At 61.3% G+C, this 16,889-nt stretch carries 15 protein-coding genes; 6 read left to right on the top strand and 9 right to left on the bottom strand.

Going from position 1 to position 16,889, the window contains the following annotated elements; translation table 11 throughout:
* Window positions 1-4 precede the first annotated feature (4 nt).
* Window positions 5-571, top strand: coding sequence for a DUF3299 domain-containing protein (locus tag ACWGS8_RS13680; protein WP_454581454.1), 567 nt, complete (start codon window positions 5-7; stop codon window positions 569-571).
* Between the two features lie 15 nt (window positions 572-586).
* On the opposite strand, the gene ACWGS8_RS13675 is transcribed toward ACWGS8_RS13680, so the two are convergent.
* The 4 genes from ACWGS8_RS13675 to ACWGS8_RS13660 all read right to left on the bottom strand — a co-directional run bounded on the left by ACWGS8_RS13675 (window position 587) and on the right by ACWGS8_RS13660 (window position 3,069).
* Entirely contained in the window at window positions 587-1,078 is a 492-nt protein-coding gene (locus ACWGS8_RS13675) for an Lrp/AsnC family transcriptional regulator (RefSeq protein ID WP_006205209.1), read from the bottom strand.
* Window positions 1,079-1,185: 107 nt separating this feature from the next.
* On the bottom strand, window positions 1,186-1,860 hold the full coding sequence (locus ACWGS8_RS13670) for a uracil-DNA glycosylase family protein (RefSeq protein ID WP_454581453.1): 675 nt from the start codon (window positions 1,858-1,860) through the stop codon (window positions 1,186-1,188).
* On the bottom strand, window positions 1,800-2,411 hold the full coding sequence (locus ACWGS8_RS13665) for a glutathione S-transferase (RefSeq protein ID WP_454581452.1): 612 nt from the start codon (window positions 2,409-2,411) through the stop codon (window positions 1,800-1,802). Before ACWGS8_RS13665 ends, ACWGS8_RS13670 begins: the two co-directional genes overlap by 61 nt.
* Window positions 2,412-2,445: 34 nt before the next feature.
* Complete coding sequence (locus ACWGS8_RS13660; RefSeq protein ID WP_454581451.1) at window positions 2,446-3,069, bottom strand: thermonuclease family protein; 624 nt, start codon at window positions 3,067-3,069, stop codon at window positions 2,446-2,448.
* A gap of 76 nt (window positions 3,070-3,145) precedes the next feature.
* Here ACWGS8_RS13660 and ACWGS8_RS13655 point away from each other — a divergent pair, with 76 nt between their 5' ends.
* The gene (locus ACWGS8_RS13655) at window positions 3,146-4,666 is read left to right on the top strand and encodes a sensor histidine kinase (RefSeq protein ID WP_454581450.1); all 1,521 of its coding nucleotides are present in this window, start codon (window positions 3,146-3,148) and stop codon (window positions 4,664-4,666) included.
* A 30-nt stretch (window positions 4,667-4,696) separates the two neighbouring features.
* Here the strand turns inward: ACWGS8_RS13655 and ACWGS8_RS13650 are convergent, their stop codons facing one another.
* Entirely contained in the window at window positions 4,697-5,689 is a 993-nt protein-coding gene (locus ACWGS8_RS13650) for a nicotinate-nucleotide--dimethylbenzimidazole phosphoribosyltransferase (RefSeq protein ID WP_454581449.1), read from the bottom strand.
* A gap of 197 nt (window positions 5,690-5,886) precedes the next feature.
* On the opposite strand from ACWGS8_RS13650, the gene ACWGS8_RS13645 reads away from it, so the two are divergent.
* Window positions 5,887-6,117 (top strand): DUF1289 domain-containing protein, encoded by a 231-nt coding sequence (locus tag ACWGS8_RS13645; protein ID WP_454581448.1) that lies wholly within the window; start codon window positions 5,887-5,889, stop codon window positions 6,115-6,117.
* A gap of 10 nt (window positions 6,118-6,127) precedes the next feature.
* The gene (locus ACWGS8_RS13640; RefSeq protein ID WP_454581447.1) at window positions 6,128-6,835 is read left to right on the top strand and encodes a TIGR02281 family clan AA aspartic protease; all 708 of its coding nucleotides are present in this window, start codon (window positions 6,128-6,130) and stop codon (window positions 6,833-6,835) included.
* Window positions 6,836-6,837: 2 nt separating this feature from the next.
* Here the strand turns inward: ACWGS8_RS13640 and dusA are convergent, their stop codons facing one another.
* Both dusA and ACWGS8_RS13630 read right to left on the bottom strand, forming a co-directional pair.
* Window positions 6,838-7,836 (bottom strand): tRNA dihydrouridine(20/20a) synthase DusA, encoded by a 999-nt coding sequence (gene dusA / locus ACWGS8_RS13635; protein WP_454581446.1) that lies wholly within the window; start codon window positions 7,834-7,836, stop codon window positions 6,838-6,840.
* Between the two features lie 209 nt (window positions 7,837-8,045).
* Window positions 8,046-9,506 carry a caspase family protein gene (locus ACWGS8_RS13630; protein ID WP_454581445.1) on the bottom strand — a complete coding sequence of 487 codons (1,461 nt, stop codon included), beginning with the start codon at window positions 9,504-9,506 and terminating at the stop codon, window positions 8,046-8,048.
* Between the two features lie 202 nt (window positions 9,507-9,708).
* Between ACWGS8_RS13630 and ACWGS8_RS13625 the strand changes: the two genes are divergently transcribed.
* On the top strand, window positions 9,709-10,428 hold the full coding sequence (locus tag ACWGS8_RS13625; RefSeq protein ID WP_454581444.1) for a hypothetical protein: 720 nt from the start codon (window positions 9,709-9,711) through the stop codon (window positions 10,426-10,428).
* A gap of 264 nt (window positions 10,429-10,692) precedes the next feature.
* On the opposite strand, the gene ACWGS8_RS13620 is transcribed toward ACWGS8_RS13625, so the two are convergent.
* The gene (locus tag ACWGS8_RS13620) at window positions 10,693-10,896 is read right to left on the bottom strand and encodes a hypothetical protein (RefSeq protein ID WP_454581443.1); all 204 of its coding nucleotides are present in this window, start codon (window positions 10,894-10,896) and stop codon (window positions 10,693-10,695) included.
* Between ACWGS8_RS13620 and ACWGS8_RS13615 the strand changes: the two genes are divergently transcribed.
* Window positions 10,895-14,041 carry an autotransporter gene (locus tag ACWGS8_RS13615; RefSeq protein WP_454581442.1) on the top strand — a complete coding sequence of 1,049 codons (3,147 nt, stop codon included), beginning with the start codon at window positions 10,895-10,897 and terminating at the stop codon, window positions 14,039-14,041. The two genes, ACWGS8_RS13620 and ACWGS8_RS13615, sit on opposite strands and share 2 nt — an antisense overlap.
* A gap of 248 nt (window positions 14,042-14,289) precedes the next feature.
* Here the strand turns inward: ACWGS8_RS13615 and ACWGS8_RS13610 are convergent, their stop codons facing one another.
* A complete protein-coding gene (locus ACWGS8_RS13610) occupies window positions 14,290-16,335 on the bottom strand; it encodes an SPFH domain-containing protein (protein ID WP_454581441.1) in 2,046 nt (681 codons plus the stop codon).
* Between the last annotated feature and the right edge of the window lie 554 nt (window positions 16,336-16,889).

Genomic DNA, 16,889 nt, shown 5'->3' with positions numbered 1-16,889 from the left:
CGGCATGAGCATCCATTTCAAATCAATCCTGGCGCTCGCGGCCGCGCTGTTTCTCTGCGCGGCCGGCGCCTCGGCCGAGACCATGCATATTTTTTGGAAGGATTTGCGCCCGGCGACACAGGCAATTGCCGAAGACGCCGGTTTGCCGATGATTGCGGCTAAACTGCCCGATCATGGAGAGACACTGTCGCTCAGCCTGCAGGACAAGACCATACAATTAGCCGGCTATGCATTGCCTATCGATCGCGATGGCGATCTCGTCTATCAGTTCCTGCTGGTGCCATGGACGGGCGCCTGCAGCCACATGCCGACGCCGCCGCCCAACCAGATAGTGCTGGTCACGCCAGCCCATCCCTACAAGATGTCGCAAGCCTACCAGTCGGTCGCCGTCACCGGTGCCTTGAAGCCGGACATAGAGAAAAGTCAGTTGTTCATCCTGGATGGCGTCAGCGTCATCCAGTCCGGTTACAGCGTGCGCAAGGCGGATGTGGTCGGCGTCGACACCGTGCCGGACACCGTCACCCTGCCGGTGAACTCGCCCTGGAGTTTCCTCAACAAGAAGAAGAACTGAGCGGGCGCCGCCCGCTCAGGCGGCGTTGGCGCCCGATTCCTTGTCCAGCACCATGTAGTCGAGCGGGATTTCGGTGGTGTACTTGATCTGCTCCATGGCGAAGGACGACGACACGTCACGGATTTCGATCTTGGCGATCAACCGCTTGTAGAAGGCGTCGTAGGCGGCGATGTCGGGCACCACGACGCGCAAGAGGTAGTCGACGTCGCCGCTCATGCGGTAGAACTCGACCACCTCGGGAAACTCCTGGATGACCTCGGAAAAGCGGCGTAGCCATTCGTGGCTGTGCGAATTCGTGCGGATCGAGACGAAGACGGTGACCCGCACATTGACCTTCTCATGGTCGAGAATGGCGACGCGCCGCTTGATGACGCCCTCCTCCTCGAGCTTCTGGATGCGGCGCCAGCAGGGCGTGGTCGACAGGCCGACTTTTTTGGCGACGTCGGCCACCGCGAGTGTCGCGTCCTCCTGCAGGAGGCGGAGAATTTTTCGGTCAAGGCGGTCCATTAGAGGCTCCTGAGGAATAGTTTGGCTATATTCCCCTTTATTCGGGCCTTTCACAAGAAAGAAATTCTGCCAATCACCACGAAAGCGAGTGATTTCTTGCTGAAGACCTAACCGAGGCGATAGCGGATTTCCGAACGCAGGAAAGGCAGCAAATCCATTTCAAACCATGGATTCTGCTTCAACCAGCCGCTGTTGCGCCAGGATGGATGCGGCAGCGGCAGCACTTTCGCGCCGACGGAACTCTCCCAGATGGCGCGCCAGTCCATCACCGTTTCGGTCAGCGAGGGCCGGCGCGCGGCGCCCATATGCCAGGACTGCGCGTAGATGCCGATTGTCAGCACCAGGTCGATCCGCGGCATCAGCGCCATCAAGGGCGCACGCCAGGCCGGCGCGCATTCGCGTCTTGGCGGCAGGTCACCCCCCTTGGCATCCTGGCCCGGAAAGCAGAAGCCCATCGGCACGATGGCAAATTTCTCGATGTCGTAGAATTCGTCGCTGGTCACGCCGAGCCAGTTGCGCAGGCGGTCGCCCGAGGCATCGGTGAACGGCATGCCCGACAGGTGCACCTTGGTTCCCGGCGCCTGGCTGGCAATCAGGATGCGGGCGCTGGACGAAGGCCGCAGCACCGGCCGCGGCTCATGCGGCAGCGGCTTGCCGGCGGGATTTTCAACGCAGATGCGGCAGGCCCGGACCTTGGCTGCTAAACTGTCCAGTTCCACGCTCAAGCGGCGGCACTCGGCCGGCCGGAGATCGCCTGATGCCAACGCAAGACATTGGTGCATTCCTCCGGTACCTTGATGCGGGCCGGCTTCATGAAGTCGATCGCGATCAGGCCGGTGATGTCGGCGATCGAATAGTCATCGCCGGCGGCGAATTCCCGGTTCGCCAACTCGCCGTCGAGGAGTTTCAGGAATTCGATTGCTTTGGGCTTGTTGGCCTCGCCCCATTCGGGGATCTGCGGGATTTCCCATTCCTTCATGGCCGGATGGATATGGCGAAACGCCTGCGCGACGCAGCTGAGCAGGTTGAACTCCATCCGTCTCTGCCACATCTCGACTTGTGCCTTGCCGAGCGCGCCGCGTCCGAACAGGGCCGGCTCCGGATGCAACTCCTCGAAATAGCGGCAGATGGCCACGGATTCGGTGATGACGGTGCCATCGTCAAGCTCCAGCACCGGCAGGCGCTGCAAAGGGTTGCGCGAGCTCACCGTTTGGCCCTTGTGCTCCAGCGCGCCCATGTCGACAGACACCAGCGGAACGGCGATCCCCTTTTCGGCGAGGAAGACGCGTACCCGCCGCGGATTGGGAGCCCGGCCACCGTCGAAGAGCTTCATTTCAATCCTTCCTTTCCTTCCAAGCCGATACACCTCACCAGAAGCGAAAAATCTCGCGCACGGCGTCGCCGATCGACGCCAGCGTGCCGTGTTTTCGCTCCACGACCTCGCCGTGATGGCTGTCGCGCCAGTCCTGCGGCTGATCGAACGTACCCGCCCAGATACCGACCTTTGCGGCGCGGGCGGTCGCTTCCTCGCTTTCGAAGTCGCCAAAGGCAACAGCCCAACCCGCCTCGACCTGAGCGCGGTTGAGGTCCGTGCCGCCGGCTTTGCAGTCGCCAAGCAACCGGCCATAGCGATCCCGCTGCCAGCCGCTGCAGGTGACCGTCCTGCCGGCGATCAGGCGCACCAGCGACTGGCGTGCAAGCGTGCCGCAGGCATAATCGGTGCCGTTTTTGCGGCAGGTCTGGGTGTATTCCGGAGCATCGATGCCGCGCATGCGGATGCGCTCGGTGCCGAGCGTGATCGAATCGCCATCATTGATGATGGCAGCGCCTTGCGTCTGGCGCGTCTCCACCCGATCGAGGCGCGCCGCCAACAGGATCAGCAGCCCCAGAATGATGATGGCCAGCCAATAGTCCAGCACCTTGCGCCACAGGCTTCTCGGGCGCGGCGCCGTGTACCGTCGGTGCGATCTTGGCGACCAGGAACGGCTCATATGGCAAACGGTTGGTTAATCATTCGAACGTAGCTTAACACCTTGAAATCGCTGCGCGCATAAATTGAAGTTTTTGATGCCCTTGCAACGCTCGAACACAGCGGACAAGTTCATTGTGGACCGCAGGAAACCCCATCGCAACAGCGATGTGGCGCGCGCGGTGCGCAAGACGCGCGACCGTCTTTCGCAGCAGGCCGGCAATCCCGATTTCGACCGCGAACTGCTGAAACTCCATGCCCGCGCTATGACAAGCGGCGCCGTGGTCATCCCCCTGCTCGTCTTGGCGATCGCGGCGGCCGGCCGGCTCGCGGGTGTCGGCAATGAGATCGGGCTCTGGGCGTTGTTCACGCTCACCTGCTATACGATCGTCGCCTTGTTGGCGCGGCGCATCGAGCGCACGGAAGCGTCCGAGCTTAACCCCTTGCAAACGCGACGGGAATTCCTGGTCGGCCATTTCCTTTGCGGCCTCGGCTGGGGCTGGTTCGTCTTGCTCGGCTGCGGCGCCTGCCAGGTCGATCAGTTTCAGGTGGTCAAGGCGGTGGTGCTGCTTCTTGCCATGGCCGGGACAGCGCTCATGGCTTCATCGCTGAGCGGCGCGCTGCTGGCGACTTTCGCGGTGCCGGTGGCGCTCTATGCCTATGTCGCTACCAAGCTGTGGATGCCGGTCGAGGCGGTCCTGGCCGGGCTGCTTGTCCTGTCGCTGCCTTTCTTCGTCTATGTCGCCCGTCAGCTCAACCGCGCCTCGCTGATGCTGTTGTCGTTCCGTTCCGAAAAGGATGCGCTGATCGCCGAGCTGGAGACAGCGAAATCCATGTCGGACGAGGCGCGGCGCCGGGCCGAGGATGCCAATCTGGCAAAGTCGCGGTTCCTCGCTTCCATGAGCCACGAATTGCGCACGCCGCTCAACGCCATTCTCGGTTTTTCCGAGGTGATGGCGAACGAGGTGCTGGGTCCGATGAGCAATCCCACCTATCGCGATTATGCCCATGACGTGCATGATTCCGGCCAGCACCTGCTCGACCTGATCAACGAAATCCTCGACCTGTCACGCATCGAGGCCGGTCGCTACCAACTCAACGAAGAGCCGGTGATGTTGCTCAACATCGTCGAGGATTGCTGCCACATGATGGAGTTGAAGGCGCGCAACAAGGATATCCGCGTCATCCAGGATTTCGAACAGACATTGCCGCGGCTGTTCGCCGACGAGCGCGCCGTGCGCCAGATCACGCTCAACCTTCTATCCAACGCCATCAAATTCACCGCCACCGGCGGCGAAATCCGCGTCCGCGTCGGCTGGACGGCGGGCGGCGGGCAATACATCTCCGTCAAGGACAATGGTCCGGGGATTCCCGAGGACGAGATTCCGGTCGTGCTCTCGGCCTTCGGCCAGGGTTCGATCGCCATCAAGAGCGCCGAACAAGGCACCGGGCTTGGCCTGCCGATCGTGCAAGGCCTGCTTGCCATGCATGGCGGCGAGTTCGAACTTCATTCCAAGCTGCGCGAAGGCACCGAGGCGATTGCCATCTTCCCGCTGAGCCGGGTGATGGAAGAACTGCCGGCCCTGCCAACCGCGGCGGTGGCGGCGCGACGGCGATAACGGACCTCGTCAGCGCCCGGTGCCTCGCGCCTAGACCCGAACCGCCGCCGCCATGCCTGAACTGGTCAGCGCCGCCGCCTTGACCAGGCCTGCCCCAAGTGCCGCCCCTGCCCCTTCGCTATGGCCTATGCCGAGGTCGAGCAACGGGCGGAAGCCAAGCAGTTCGGCGGCCCTGGCATGCGCGGGCTCCGGCGACAGGCTGGCGAGGAGGCAATGGTCCAGCGCTGCGGGGTTCGCGGCATAAAGCACCGCCGCGGCGGCCGTTGCGGCGAAGCCGTCGAGCAGCACCGGTATCTTCTGCATCCGCGCGGCGAGGATGGCGCCGGCTATCGCGGCGAACTCGCGGCCGCCGACCCGGCGCAGCACTTCCAGCGGGTCGTCGAGATGGCCGTGGTGATAGGCCAGCGCCGCATCGACCACATCCGCCTTGCGCGCCTGCATAGCAGCGTCGGCGCCGGATCCCGGGCCAACCCAGTCGGCTCCCCCGAACAGCGTGGCAAACAGGGCGGCGGCGACGGTGGAATTGCCGACGCCGAGATCGCCGAGGCAAAGCAGGTCGGTGCCGCCCGCAATCGCTTCCATGCCGAAGGCCATGGTGGCCGCGCATCCGCGCTCGTCAAGCGCGGCATCTTCTGTGATGTCGCCTGTCGGGATATGCAGGGCAAGATCGAACACCTTCAATCCCAGATCATAGGCAATGCATATCTGGTTGATCGCCGCACCGCCTGCCGCGCATAGCTCGACCGCGTTGGCGGTCGCCGACATCGGACGCGGCGAAATACCATGACGGGTCACGCCGTGATTGCCGGCAAAGACCGCCATCAGCGGCCGTGTCACCGCGGGCGGAGCCCGGCCACTCCAGGCGGCAAGCCACGCCGCTATGTCCTCGATGCGGCCGAGCGAATGCGCAGGCTTGTCGGCCTTGGCAAACAGCGCGCGCACGTGCGCCTCGGCTTTGAGGTCGGCTGCCGGCAGACTGTCGAGCAGGTTGCGAAAATCATCGAAAGGCAGAGCGCTGGTCATGTCGTGAGCAATCATTCCTGGATTTGGTGAGCGGCATAGCTGCGTTGCGTGATCGGCACAACCTCTCCCAAACATCCGCCTTGATTGCCGCAAAGATGGCCCGGGAAGGCGCGATCGCGAGGGCTTGCATTGGCTTTGCCGTTGCACCATGTGGAGGTGGAAGAGCGGATCCCGTACGGATCCCTCGAGAGAAAGTCATGACGGCCATCGAATCCCCCTGCATCCTGGTCTGTTCGATCGACATGAAAACCGGCTTCTGCTTCGGTTGCGGCCGCACGCGCGAGGAAATCGGCGCCTGGACGGGGATGACGCCCGAAACGCGCCGCAATGTGATGGCCGAACTGCCGGCCCGACTGGAAACGGTCGAGCGCCGGCCGCGCCGCGAAACGCGCCGCACCCGCATGGCGCGCGAACGCGACATACTTTAACGAGGCACGGATGAGCAGCCGGCTGTTCTGGATTCTGATGGCGGTGATCGGCGTGGGCGCAGCCCTGCTGGTGCTCAATGATTCCGCCGGCAGCACGCTTGGCGTCGAGAATTACGACTTTGGCAGGCTGATCTGGCTTGGCGCCTTCGGCGCCCTCATCGGAGCCGGCCTGCTGCGATCGGGTCGCCCGTTGGGCGACATGGCTCGCAATTTCGGCGCCTGGGCGGCGATCGTGCTGGCGCTGATCGCTGGCTACCAGTACCGCTACGAACTGCAGGACATCGCCAACCGGGTGACCGCGGGCCTCGTTCCCGGCAGTCCGCTGGCGCTTGGCGTCGAAGACGGCCACGCCACAGTGACCCTCGACAAGGCCGACAATGGCCATTTCGAAGCGCGCATCCTAGTCAATGGCAACCCGATCAGGGCCGTTGTCGACACCGGCGCGACCAGCACGGTGCTGACTTCGGAAGACGCGCAGGCCGCCGGCTTCAACCCGGCGGCGCTCAACTACACGATACCGGTTTCGACAGCCAACGGCATGGCGCGCGCCGCGGCGGTCAAGACCGACGCAGTGGCGATCGGCGGCATCGTGCGCAAGGACATGCCGGTGATGGTCGCGGCACCCGGCATGCTGAGCCAGAGCCTGCTCGGCATGAACTTCATCGGCTCGCTGTCGGGCTTCGACGTGCGCGGCGACCGCATGATCCTGCGCGACTGAGCTCAGGCTGCCTCCGCGGCCCTTCCTCCGAATTCGACGGCCGCGAAAGCCGTCTTCAGCACGTCAGGCCCGGCACCGGGCCGGTTTGCGTCGGTGGACAGGATCTGGCGGTAGCGGCGTGCGCCGGGCAGCCCATGGAACAGCCCGACCATGTGGCGGGTGACGTGGCCGAGCCGCCCGCCCCGTTCGATGTGGCGCGCCGCATAGTCTGCCATGGCATCGATCAGCCCGGCGAAATCGAATGCCTCGGGCTTCGCGCCGTAAAAGGCAGCGTCAACGCCGGCCAGAATGCCTGGCGTGTGGTAAGCGGCGCGGCCGAGCATGGCGCCGTCGACATGGTCGAGATGCGCCAGCGCTTCTTCAAGCGACTGAATTCCGCCGTTGATGCCAATGAATTCGTTCGGCTTTTTGGTCTTCAGACGGTAGACCCTGTCATAGTCGAGCGGCGGGATGTCGCGGTTTTCCTTGGGGCTCAGCCCCTCCAGCCACGCCTTGCGCGCATGCACCCACAAGGCGTCGGCGTCGGCCGCGAAAACCCCGTTCGCCAGCGCATCCAGCGCCGGCTCCGGATCCTGTTCGTCGACGCCGATGCGGCACTTGACGGTGACGGGTATTGCCACCGCCGCCTTCATTTCCGCAACGCAACTGGCAACGAGGTCGGGCGCCTTCATCAGGCAAGCGCCGAACGTGCCCGACTGGACGCGGTCGGACGGACAGCCGACATTGAGGTTGATCTCGTCATAGCCGAAGGCTTCGCCAATACGCGCCGCCTCGGCAAGTTTCGCCGGATCCGAGCCGCCGAGCTGCAGCGCGACCGGATGTTCCGCGTCATCGAAGCCAAGCAGCCTCTCGCGCGCGCCCTGGATGACCGCGTCGGCCACCACCATTTCGGTGTAGAGCAGAGCACGGCTCGTCAGCTGGCGATGGAAGAACCGGCAATGCCGGTCCGTCCAGTCCATCATGGGCGCGATGGCCACTCTATGATCTTGATTTTTCAGCATTTTTTCGCAACTTCAACAAGTTAGGTCGCGTCGCGTGCACTCGACTTTACGCCGCACCACGACTTTTCTGCACCGCGAGGATGCAGAGGAATAGGCGCTAAACGTCCAATGTCGGATCGACAAGCAGGAATCGACAGTCACATGAAAAGAATTTTCGCAATTCCGGCGTCGACGGTTTGCGCCAGCGCCGAGAGAAAAGGCGGCCGCACCTAAAATACACCGCCAATGCCTATGCCCCCGGAAATATCCGGTGGGGGCGCCGCCGGGCGTCTCGGCGCGGCCTGCGGGCGTTTCCCAGTCGTGCGGCTGGAGCTGTTTCGCGAGGAGTCGGCCTCCGAGGCCACTTTAGCCGGCTTGGCCCTGACGATGACCGGCTGCTTGCAGATTCTGCCGGAGCGCAGAAAGAGATCGCCGAGCAGCCCGACGCTCGGCTCGGTCGTAGCTGCGACCTGCTTGGTGTTCTTGTAGTAGTCGGTGAGAGCACGAACCGAGCCCGTGCCCCAATCACCATCAACCTGCATCCGGTAGCAACCCAGGCGACGAAGCTCCGTCTGAATGTTGCGCGCAAGATCGGCCGTCTTGTCCTTGTCCGCCGCCCCCGCGGGTCCGCCGACTATAAGGGTTTGGAGATCGGTGACGACACTTTGGCGAGCGTCCTCGATCCTTTCAGTGGGAGACAGATTGGCGACCTGGGTGCCAACCGGCTCCGCCGCACTGGCCGACGGTGCCGGAACCTCGACCGACCGCAACGTCTGTCCAACGGTAAGCACGGCGGTTTGCAGGTCGTTGGAGGCAAGTTCGACCTGCAATCTCTTCTTTGCCTCGGGGTCTGCCAGGATGCGCGCAAGGCTTGCGCTCAACTGTTCCGGGTCGAATACCTGTTGCTCCGTGAAATAGAACTGCTCGCGCAGGTTCGATTGATCCCAAGGCACTTGACGGCCGACCGTCAACGCTTCGGTGTCGTTGCGGACGCGGATCATCATGTCCGAAATGCTGAGCCCGGGGATCTCGATATTCTTCAGCAATGCCGTGGTGAACGGGCTGTTTTTGCCGCCACCGTCAGCCGTGACATTTCCAGGCTGGGTGGCGAAGGCCACGAATGTGTTTTCGCCGACTTCGACCTGTGCCAGACCGTTGCTCGCGCCGGCGCCGGAACCGAGCGGATTGTTGCGGCAAGCGTCCAGGAATATGAATGTCTGGCGGTCGCGGCGCGCGAACCGCGCGATCACATCATTCAGCCTGATGGCCCTGCCCGTCAGTTTTTCGAGGCTCTCAGGATCGGGCGTATCGACCGGGAGCAGGTAGTTTTCGCCATTCAGCTGCACGCCGTGACCGGCGTAGAAAATCAAAACGGCACTGGCGGTGGGCAACCGTGCATCAGCGTCTTGAAGGAGCTTGGCAAAACCTTCGGTCGAAAGATCGGTGCCCGTCAGGACTTCGAAATTCAGCCGCTTCAAGCTCTCAGAGAGCCCTGTGGCATCGTTTGCCGCATTGGGGAGATGCTCGAGCCGGTTGCTTTGATAGTTCGAATTGCCAATGACGATCGCCAGCCGGTTGCGTGGTTGCGGTGTCGGGCTCTGCTCGACCGCGGCGCGAGCGCTAGCCGAGCCAAGAAGCACGAGAAGCAGGAGCAGTGGGATGCGAAACAGATGTCTGAGGCGATGGGTCATGTCGGCATGCTCGTTTGGGCCTGCGTCATGTTGATCTCGCAGCCTTCGAACCAGCGCACCATGACGCAAATCACAATCCTGCCCGAGCGTCTGGACCCGCGCCGCCAAAGGCTGGCAGATTTTTATACCAGGAATCGTATCAAAGATAGGAGAAAGGGGTTTGTATGGGTCCAGTCACTGGACTGTGGAGGACAAGATGCCAATGAAGATCAACCTGGCGCTGCCGGTTTATGGTGCGGCCTACAAAAGCGTGTTCGTCCGCAGCCTGTTCGCGGCCCTGACTCACAAAAGCCTGTCCAGCTACACCTTCACATTGTCGGAAATCGAGTACACGGATATCCCGTTTTCCCGGAACTATTTGCTGACGAATTTCTACTACAACAAACCGGATTGCAGCCATATCCTGATGATCGACAGCGACATGGGCTTTTCGCCCGATCTCATCGCCGCGATGCTGGCGCTGAAAAAGCCGGTGGTCGGCACCTTGTATCCACGGCGCCTGGTTGATCTGCGCAAACTTCATTCTCTGTCGCAACTGCCATTCGACAAGGCCTTTGCACGGAGTCTAGAGTTCGTCGGAACCGTCATCGAACCCCGGCAAGAGATGAACGGCTTTGTCCGGGTATCGCTATGTGGCACCGGTATCTTTTTGGTTTCCCGCGACTGCGTCACCAAGATAATCGAGAAACTGCCCGAAACGGTGAACCGGTCCCGCTACAAAAACAACAAATACACCGCACAGTTCGAGAGCTTTCTGACGCCGTTTTCAAAGATCGTGACGCCGGATGTGGATTTGCCTACCGATTTCTCTTTCTGTCACCGCTGGGCGCACCAATGTGACGGCGAGATATGGGCAAGCTACGACCGCAAGGTTGCCCATGCGGGAGACCTGACAGTTTCGGCAGCCTATTCTGAGCTGTAAAAGTTCCCTTTGAACGGTGATCTACCGCCCAGTGAGCAGTTCGATCCAAGTTTCGATAGTGACCTTGTCGCCACAGATGGCCTTATAGTAGCCCGAAGGCGAATGCCTGGCCATTGCCGTAGGGCGGCGCCCCGCGTACACTGCCGGGCAAGCAATTTAACGACCTCCACCAGATGATGGCGGTAACCTATATTAGTTGTCTAAGGTTGTAACGGTATCGATTTCTCGTAAGCGGAGTCGAATGAGGGTGCCGCGCAGGACTTATCAATTGGGGGGTGTTTCGTTGCTTGCGTTAGCGGCAGCGTCCACGTTCCAAGTGTCTGATGCAGCAGCCTGTTCCGCCACCGCGAAAGGCAACTCGACAACGGTCGGGTCAGGCATCTCCGCCGTAACGACATTCCAAACGACGTCGGTCACGGTCGAGTGCAACACAACCGGAGCTGTCCAGGACGTCACCGGCGTCTTCATGACGCAGTTCCAAGGTTACCAAGGGCAAGACAACAGCTCGTCGACTGTCATCGTCAACGATTATGACGGTAACGGCGACGACCTTGTAAACATTGTTGGCGGCATCCTGAACAACAGCACGCCGACGCCCGTTGTGAGTGGCCTGCCGCCGATAACGTCGGAGGCAACGACCTCCCTGGAGCAGGGGTCGGGGACCATCCAACTCCTTGGTGGCAACGACCGGTTCGAGATGTCCGACGGGGATCTCAACGGCGAGCTGTTTGCGCCGCAAGTCGATGCCAATCTCGACACCGGGGCCGGCAATGACACGGTCATCATCCACAGCGGCACCATTCTAAACATCGACCTTGGCGAAGGCACGAATTCGCTGGAGATGACCGGCGGTGAAGTCGAAGGCTCGGTCATCGGGAGAGATGGCATCGACACCGTCACCATTGGCAATGACACAAGCGTCGCCGGTGGCGACGGCGGCATTGTCGATGGATCTGTTTTCACCAATGGCGGCGCCGACATCGTCACCATCAAGAATGGCGCCATAGTTCTCGGCGATTCGGAAGGAGGAGGCTCCGTCGGGCTTGGCGACGGCGACGACCGTTTCACCATGACCGGTGGCATCCTCGACGGTAGTCTGAGCGGTGACGACGGCAACGACACGCTGGATATCAGCGGCGGTGCCATCCACAGCTATGTGACCGGAAACGCAGGCGACGACCGCGTCACGATCAACGGCAATGCCGCAGTCGATCTCGATGTTGAGGGAGATGCCGGGAACGACACGATAACGGTCGGCGACAAAGCCACGATGGGCGGCAGCATATTCGGCAACGAAGGCAACGACACCGTCAACATCAACGGCGGCACCATCGGGACGACCGCGGCGCCGGGCCGCGTCGACCTCGGAGACGGCGCCGATACTTTCAACATGACCGCAGGCCGTGTAACCGGTTCGGTGTTCGGCGAAGGCGGCGGCAATAGCTTTGACGTGAGCGGCGGCAGGATTGACGGCTCGATCTTCGCTGGCAGCCAGAATGACAGCGTATCAATCTCCGGCAATGCCGTCATAGGGATCGACCGTACCGTGGAGGGACCGGATTCGGTCGGATTGGAGGACGGCAACGACACCTTCACCATGACGGGGGGCTCGCTCGCGGGTTCGGTGAGCGGTGGGGCCGGCGATGATGTCATCGCTCTGCGCGGGGGTACCATAAACAGCTTTTTGGAGGGCAACGCCGGTAACGATCAGATATTCATTTCGGGCGGCGCGCTTGCGGGACAGGTCATTGGCGACACCGGTGATGACACGATCGTCATCAGCGGCGGTACCATCGGATCCGACGTTTCCGGGGACGACGGCAACGATACGATCACGGTCTCCGGCGGCACCATCAGAGGCAATGTCATCGGTGGCGCCGGATTCGACCAGGTTTCAGTTTCCGGCGGCACCATCGAGGGCGGCATCGACGCAGAGCACGTCCAGCTCTCCGGCGGCACGATCGACGGTGATATCACCGGCCTTGGTCCCGACACGCTCATCATCGACGGATCCGGCGCGATCGATCCGCTCAATCTGGACGATGGTGTTCTGTTCAGTGGAACGAATGCCAACGGCACCGTCACCGACACCGACCTCGCTGCCGGCGGCAAAAGCCAGAATTTTGACGGGTTCAATACTTTTTCCGCCGACAATTCCACGCTCCGCTTCCGCGGTGGTACGCAAGGCATCAACCAACTCAACCTCGGCAACGGCTCGACGCTGTTCATCAACGGCAACGTCACCATGCCGGGCTCGATCATCGCAACGAATTCGCTGATCAACATGACGAACGGCGCCGCCAACGACGTGTTGACGCTCGGCGGCCTCACCCTCGCCGGCGCCAGCATCGGCCTCGACATCGACCAACAGACGCTGCAGTCGGATCAACTCGTCGCCACCGCATTTTCGGCGACTGGCGTCAACACCATCATCGTCAATCTGCTGGGTACGCCGCAATTCGCCCAGGCGACCGATATCCCGATCATCGTCTCGACCAATGGGCCGATCGCCGGGACCTTCAACATCCAAGGCATTCCGGGCACGCCGGGTTCGCTTTTCACTTATGAGATCATCGCTGGCGCCAATGGCGGCTTGTTCCTGCGTGCCACGCCGGCCAATTTCGGCATTGCGGCGGCGCCGAACAGCGCCACCAACGCCGGCGCGGTCACGGTGGCAATCGAGGCTCTCTATGGCATAAACCGCGACGCGATCGATGCTGACCTCCACCTTTCGCCCGCGACCGGATCTGGAATGGTGCCGGTTTCGTCCAGCTTCGGCGTCTTTGCCTCCGGCCAGTTCGCTCATACCGAGCATGACGGCTACAGCATTACTGGCGGTGGTTTGAATGGCCCCGGTCCGAGCTTCGATGCCAATGATTTTTCGGCCGCGATCAGCCTCGATTTCAATGCCGCCAAGCATTTCCAGTTCGACAATGAGTACGGCCTCAACATCGGCGTTTTCGCCGGCTATGCCTCGACCGATGTCAACCTCGGCGCGTTCCGCGGATTTGACGCCATAGGCGAAGGCACCAACAAGGCCGGCATGTTCGGCGGCTACGCGCTGTTTCGCAAAGACTTTGACTACGCGCTGGTCTCCGCCTCCGGCTTCTTCGGCGGAAGCGACGTTACGAACGGCGTGCTTGGCACCACTGGCAGCTATGACACCGAGGGCTATGCGGTTACGGGGTCGGTCGGCCACATCTTTACCTTGGGCGAGCGCACCCGTTTCGACCTGCGCGGCGGCCTGCTTGGCGTTTCGTTCCGCGGCGATCCCTATACAGACAGCGGCGGCAACCAGTTCGGCAAGAGCCGGCTTTCCTTTGGCGCGTTCAGGTTCGAGCCCGGCATCTATGGCGATTACAAGCTAAGCAACGGCATGGTGCTCAGCCCTTATGCCAGGGCCGAATTCCAGCAGCGTTTCGGTTACAAGAACACGACCGAAATCGACACCAGGACGATCGACTTTGACGATGCGGATTTTTCGGCGGCGCTGTCGGCCGGCTTCAATCTGAAGGTTTCGGAGCTGGCCACCGTCAACGGCGAAGTCCGTGGCAAGGTGTCGTCCGACAGTTCCTCCATCGGCGCCAAGTTCGGACTGAAGGTCGCCTTCTAAATGCATGTCGACCGGGAGTGCGCTGCGGTTCTGGGCAACCACATGCATCAAAACAAAGATTTAGAGCGCGTCGCCTGAATCTGTTTCAGCGCGACGCGCTTTAGGGCAATTCCAGGAAAAGTATGAGCGGTTGGGCTCGGCGGTTTCGCCGCAGCCTTCCGTCGGGAATGCGTCAAAACGAGGAGATAGAGCGGTTCGCCGTTTCCGTGAAACGGCGAACCGCTCTAGCAAAGCATCGCCGCGCGCCATCAATCCTCCTCAACGGGTGCCGGGATCTCATCCGGTACGGTTTGCCGGCCAACCCGGTCGGCAACGAGCATCGAAAGCATCATCTCGACAAGGCCATTGGCGGCCCCCTTCTCGCCACCGGTAGCGCCGATCTGGATCTGCGGCACCAGCGGCAGCCTGCCATTCTCGATCGCCTCGGCGAAGCGCATGAGAACCTGCGAATTGAGCTGATAGTCCGGGCCGCCGAAGGCCCCGACCTTCTTCTCGGTGGCCTCGGCCTCCGCGAGACCGATGGCGCGCACCTTCTCGGCATCCGCAAAACCGGTCGCCTTGATGCGTTCGGCATCGGCAAGCGCGATAGCCTTGATCATGTCGGCCTCGCCCTGGCCGGCGAGGCGCACCTTCTCGGCCTCTGCCTTGGCAGTGACCTGAATGGTTTCCGCCTGCTGGCGGGTGCGGGCGAGTTGCGCCTTGCCCTCGTTCTCGCTGATCTCGATGGTAAGGGCCGATGTCGTGATCTTGGCTTGCTGTTCGGCGAGCGCCTCCTTCTCACGCAACGTGCGCTCCTGAATGGCCGCCCTCTCCTGCAATTTATAAGTCTCGACTTTTTCAACCGCGATCTGGCGCTCGCGCAGCTGGATCAGGATCTGCTCTATGCTGTTCTGGCCATTGGCGGCACGAGGCGTACCAATCAACACTTCCTGCAGCTCGAGGCTGTAGGAATTGAATTTTTCGCGCATCTCCTCGCCCGATTTGCGCTGGATATCGCTACGCTCCTGCAAAAGCTGGATCAGCGTCTTTGTCTGGGCGATATTCTTGAAGTAAGCAGAAACCATCGGATCGAGCGTTTGTTCGACCAGCCGCTTGATGTCGCCGAAACGCTGCACCACGAGCGGCGCCTTCATGTAGTCGATATGCACGACGACGGAGAGCGGCAGCACAGGCTCGAACGCATCCTTGGTGATCAACGACACTTCAGACAGGTTTTCGTCCAGCCTGTGTTCGCCAAACTGCTCCTTCGTCCATTTCAGCACGAAGTTGGTGGTCGGCACGGTGATGATATTGCCGGCATAGGTATTGAACGCATATTTGCCCGGCAGTAGCGGCGTTGACCAGACACCGCGTGAGCCGATTTCGACCAGCTCGCCGTGACGGTATGCCTGCCCGGATATATCCGCGCCGTGGCGGCCGTTATAGGAGACGACGACACCCACCGTGCCAACGTCAATGATCGTCTTCTTGACCAGTTCGACAGTCGCGAAAATGCGATTGAGGAAGTAGCTGCCGTCGGCCAGCACCTGCAGCTGCCGGCCGCGGTAGCCTCTGGCATTGAGAAACTTCTCCGGGTCCTGAAAATTGTTGTGGAAGTTCGGGTCGTTCGGATCGTTGGCGACGGTCGGTGCGATGATCTCGCCGTCCGGCAGGGCCGGACCGTCATGGATGGTGACGATACCGATCATGTCCTCGGCATTGTGGATGACGACTGGCTCGAAGCCGCCCCGCTCCTCGATCATACTGGACATGTTGGTAAAAAGGTTTTGTTCCGACGAGCTCAGATTAACGGCATAGATCGACTGGGCGGTCAGCACGATGAATTGTGCGAGATTGATAGCATAGGTGCCTTCACGCAAGATCTTGCGTTGCGGTCCTTTCTGCCCGCCTTTTTCGAGAAAGCCGCGCACATCCTGGAAATCATCGGCGTCGGTGTTGGATGCAAGTGTCTGCGTCGGAGGCAGCGGCTTGCCATCACGGGCAAAGACATAGCCGATCTGACCCTGCGGGATGGTGACAAGATTGGCGCGATGCATCGAATATTGGAACGGCATGAAGAAATGCAGGCCGCCGCGCACGACTTCCGGCTGGTAGCCAGCCTCACGGTTGAGCGCGATGAAGCCATTGCTAACGGAGCCGCGAAAACTCCACAGTTTTTCTAAGATGCCGAGCCTGTCGTTCGGGATGTAGCGGACCACGCCGCTCCACCACAACAGGATTGCCAGCGCGATGACTAGCACGGCTACCTCGATCGCCATCCATCCCGTCGGGCCAAGATATTGCAGGGCATCCATCTCTTCTCTCCTATGGGGCGCGCGGGTTTGTTCACCCGACCGCCACCCGGTTGGTGTTGCTTGATAAGCGGGGAGATTGCGCACCGACACGCTCGACGCACTAAGGGCGTGTCGAACGTTTGGGCTCTCATTGTATGGAAGAATGACCGCGTCCCGAGTCCCCAGTGCGGGCGTGGCCGTGAGCTATCTCACATCGGTGTTGCCTTGATAGACATAACGCAAATCACGTAGGGATCGCGCCAACAGGTTTAAAGATGTTCCGCGCGGAACTCGTATAAGTATTTCCAACGCTTTCGCTATTCGAAAGCATGTTGGTTGGCTTTTTACAAATTGGCAAGAGCGCAACTCGACAAAGCTGGAAAGACCCCGGAACATCCACCTCACTCCTCCCGCAATGCACGCGCTATCTGATCGGCCAGCGCTCATTTGCGGCGACCTTGCCCTCACCTCGACCCGACTTCCCGACGGCGACATCACCGGCGAAGTTGCCAGGCGGCAGGCCGACGGCTCCTGGCTTTGGGTGATCGATCGCTATTCCGTCGCTTGGGATTGAG

The organism is Mesorhizobium sp. 43Arga, from assembly GCF_053714255.1.
Note: the sequence above shows the minus strand (reverse complement) of the source record. Positions and strands in the feature narration are given on the sequence as shown.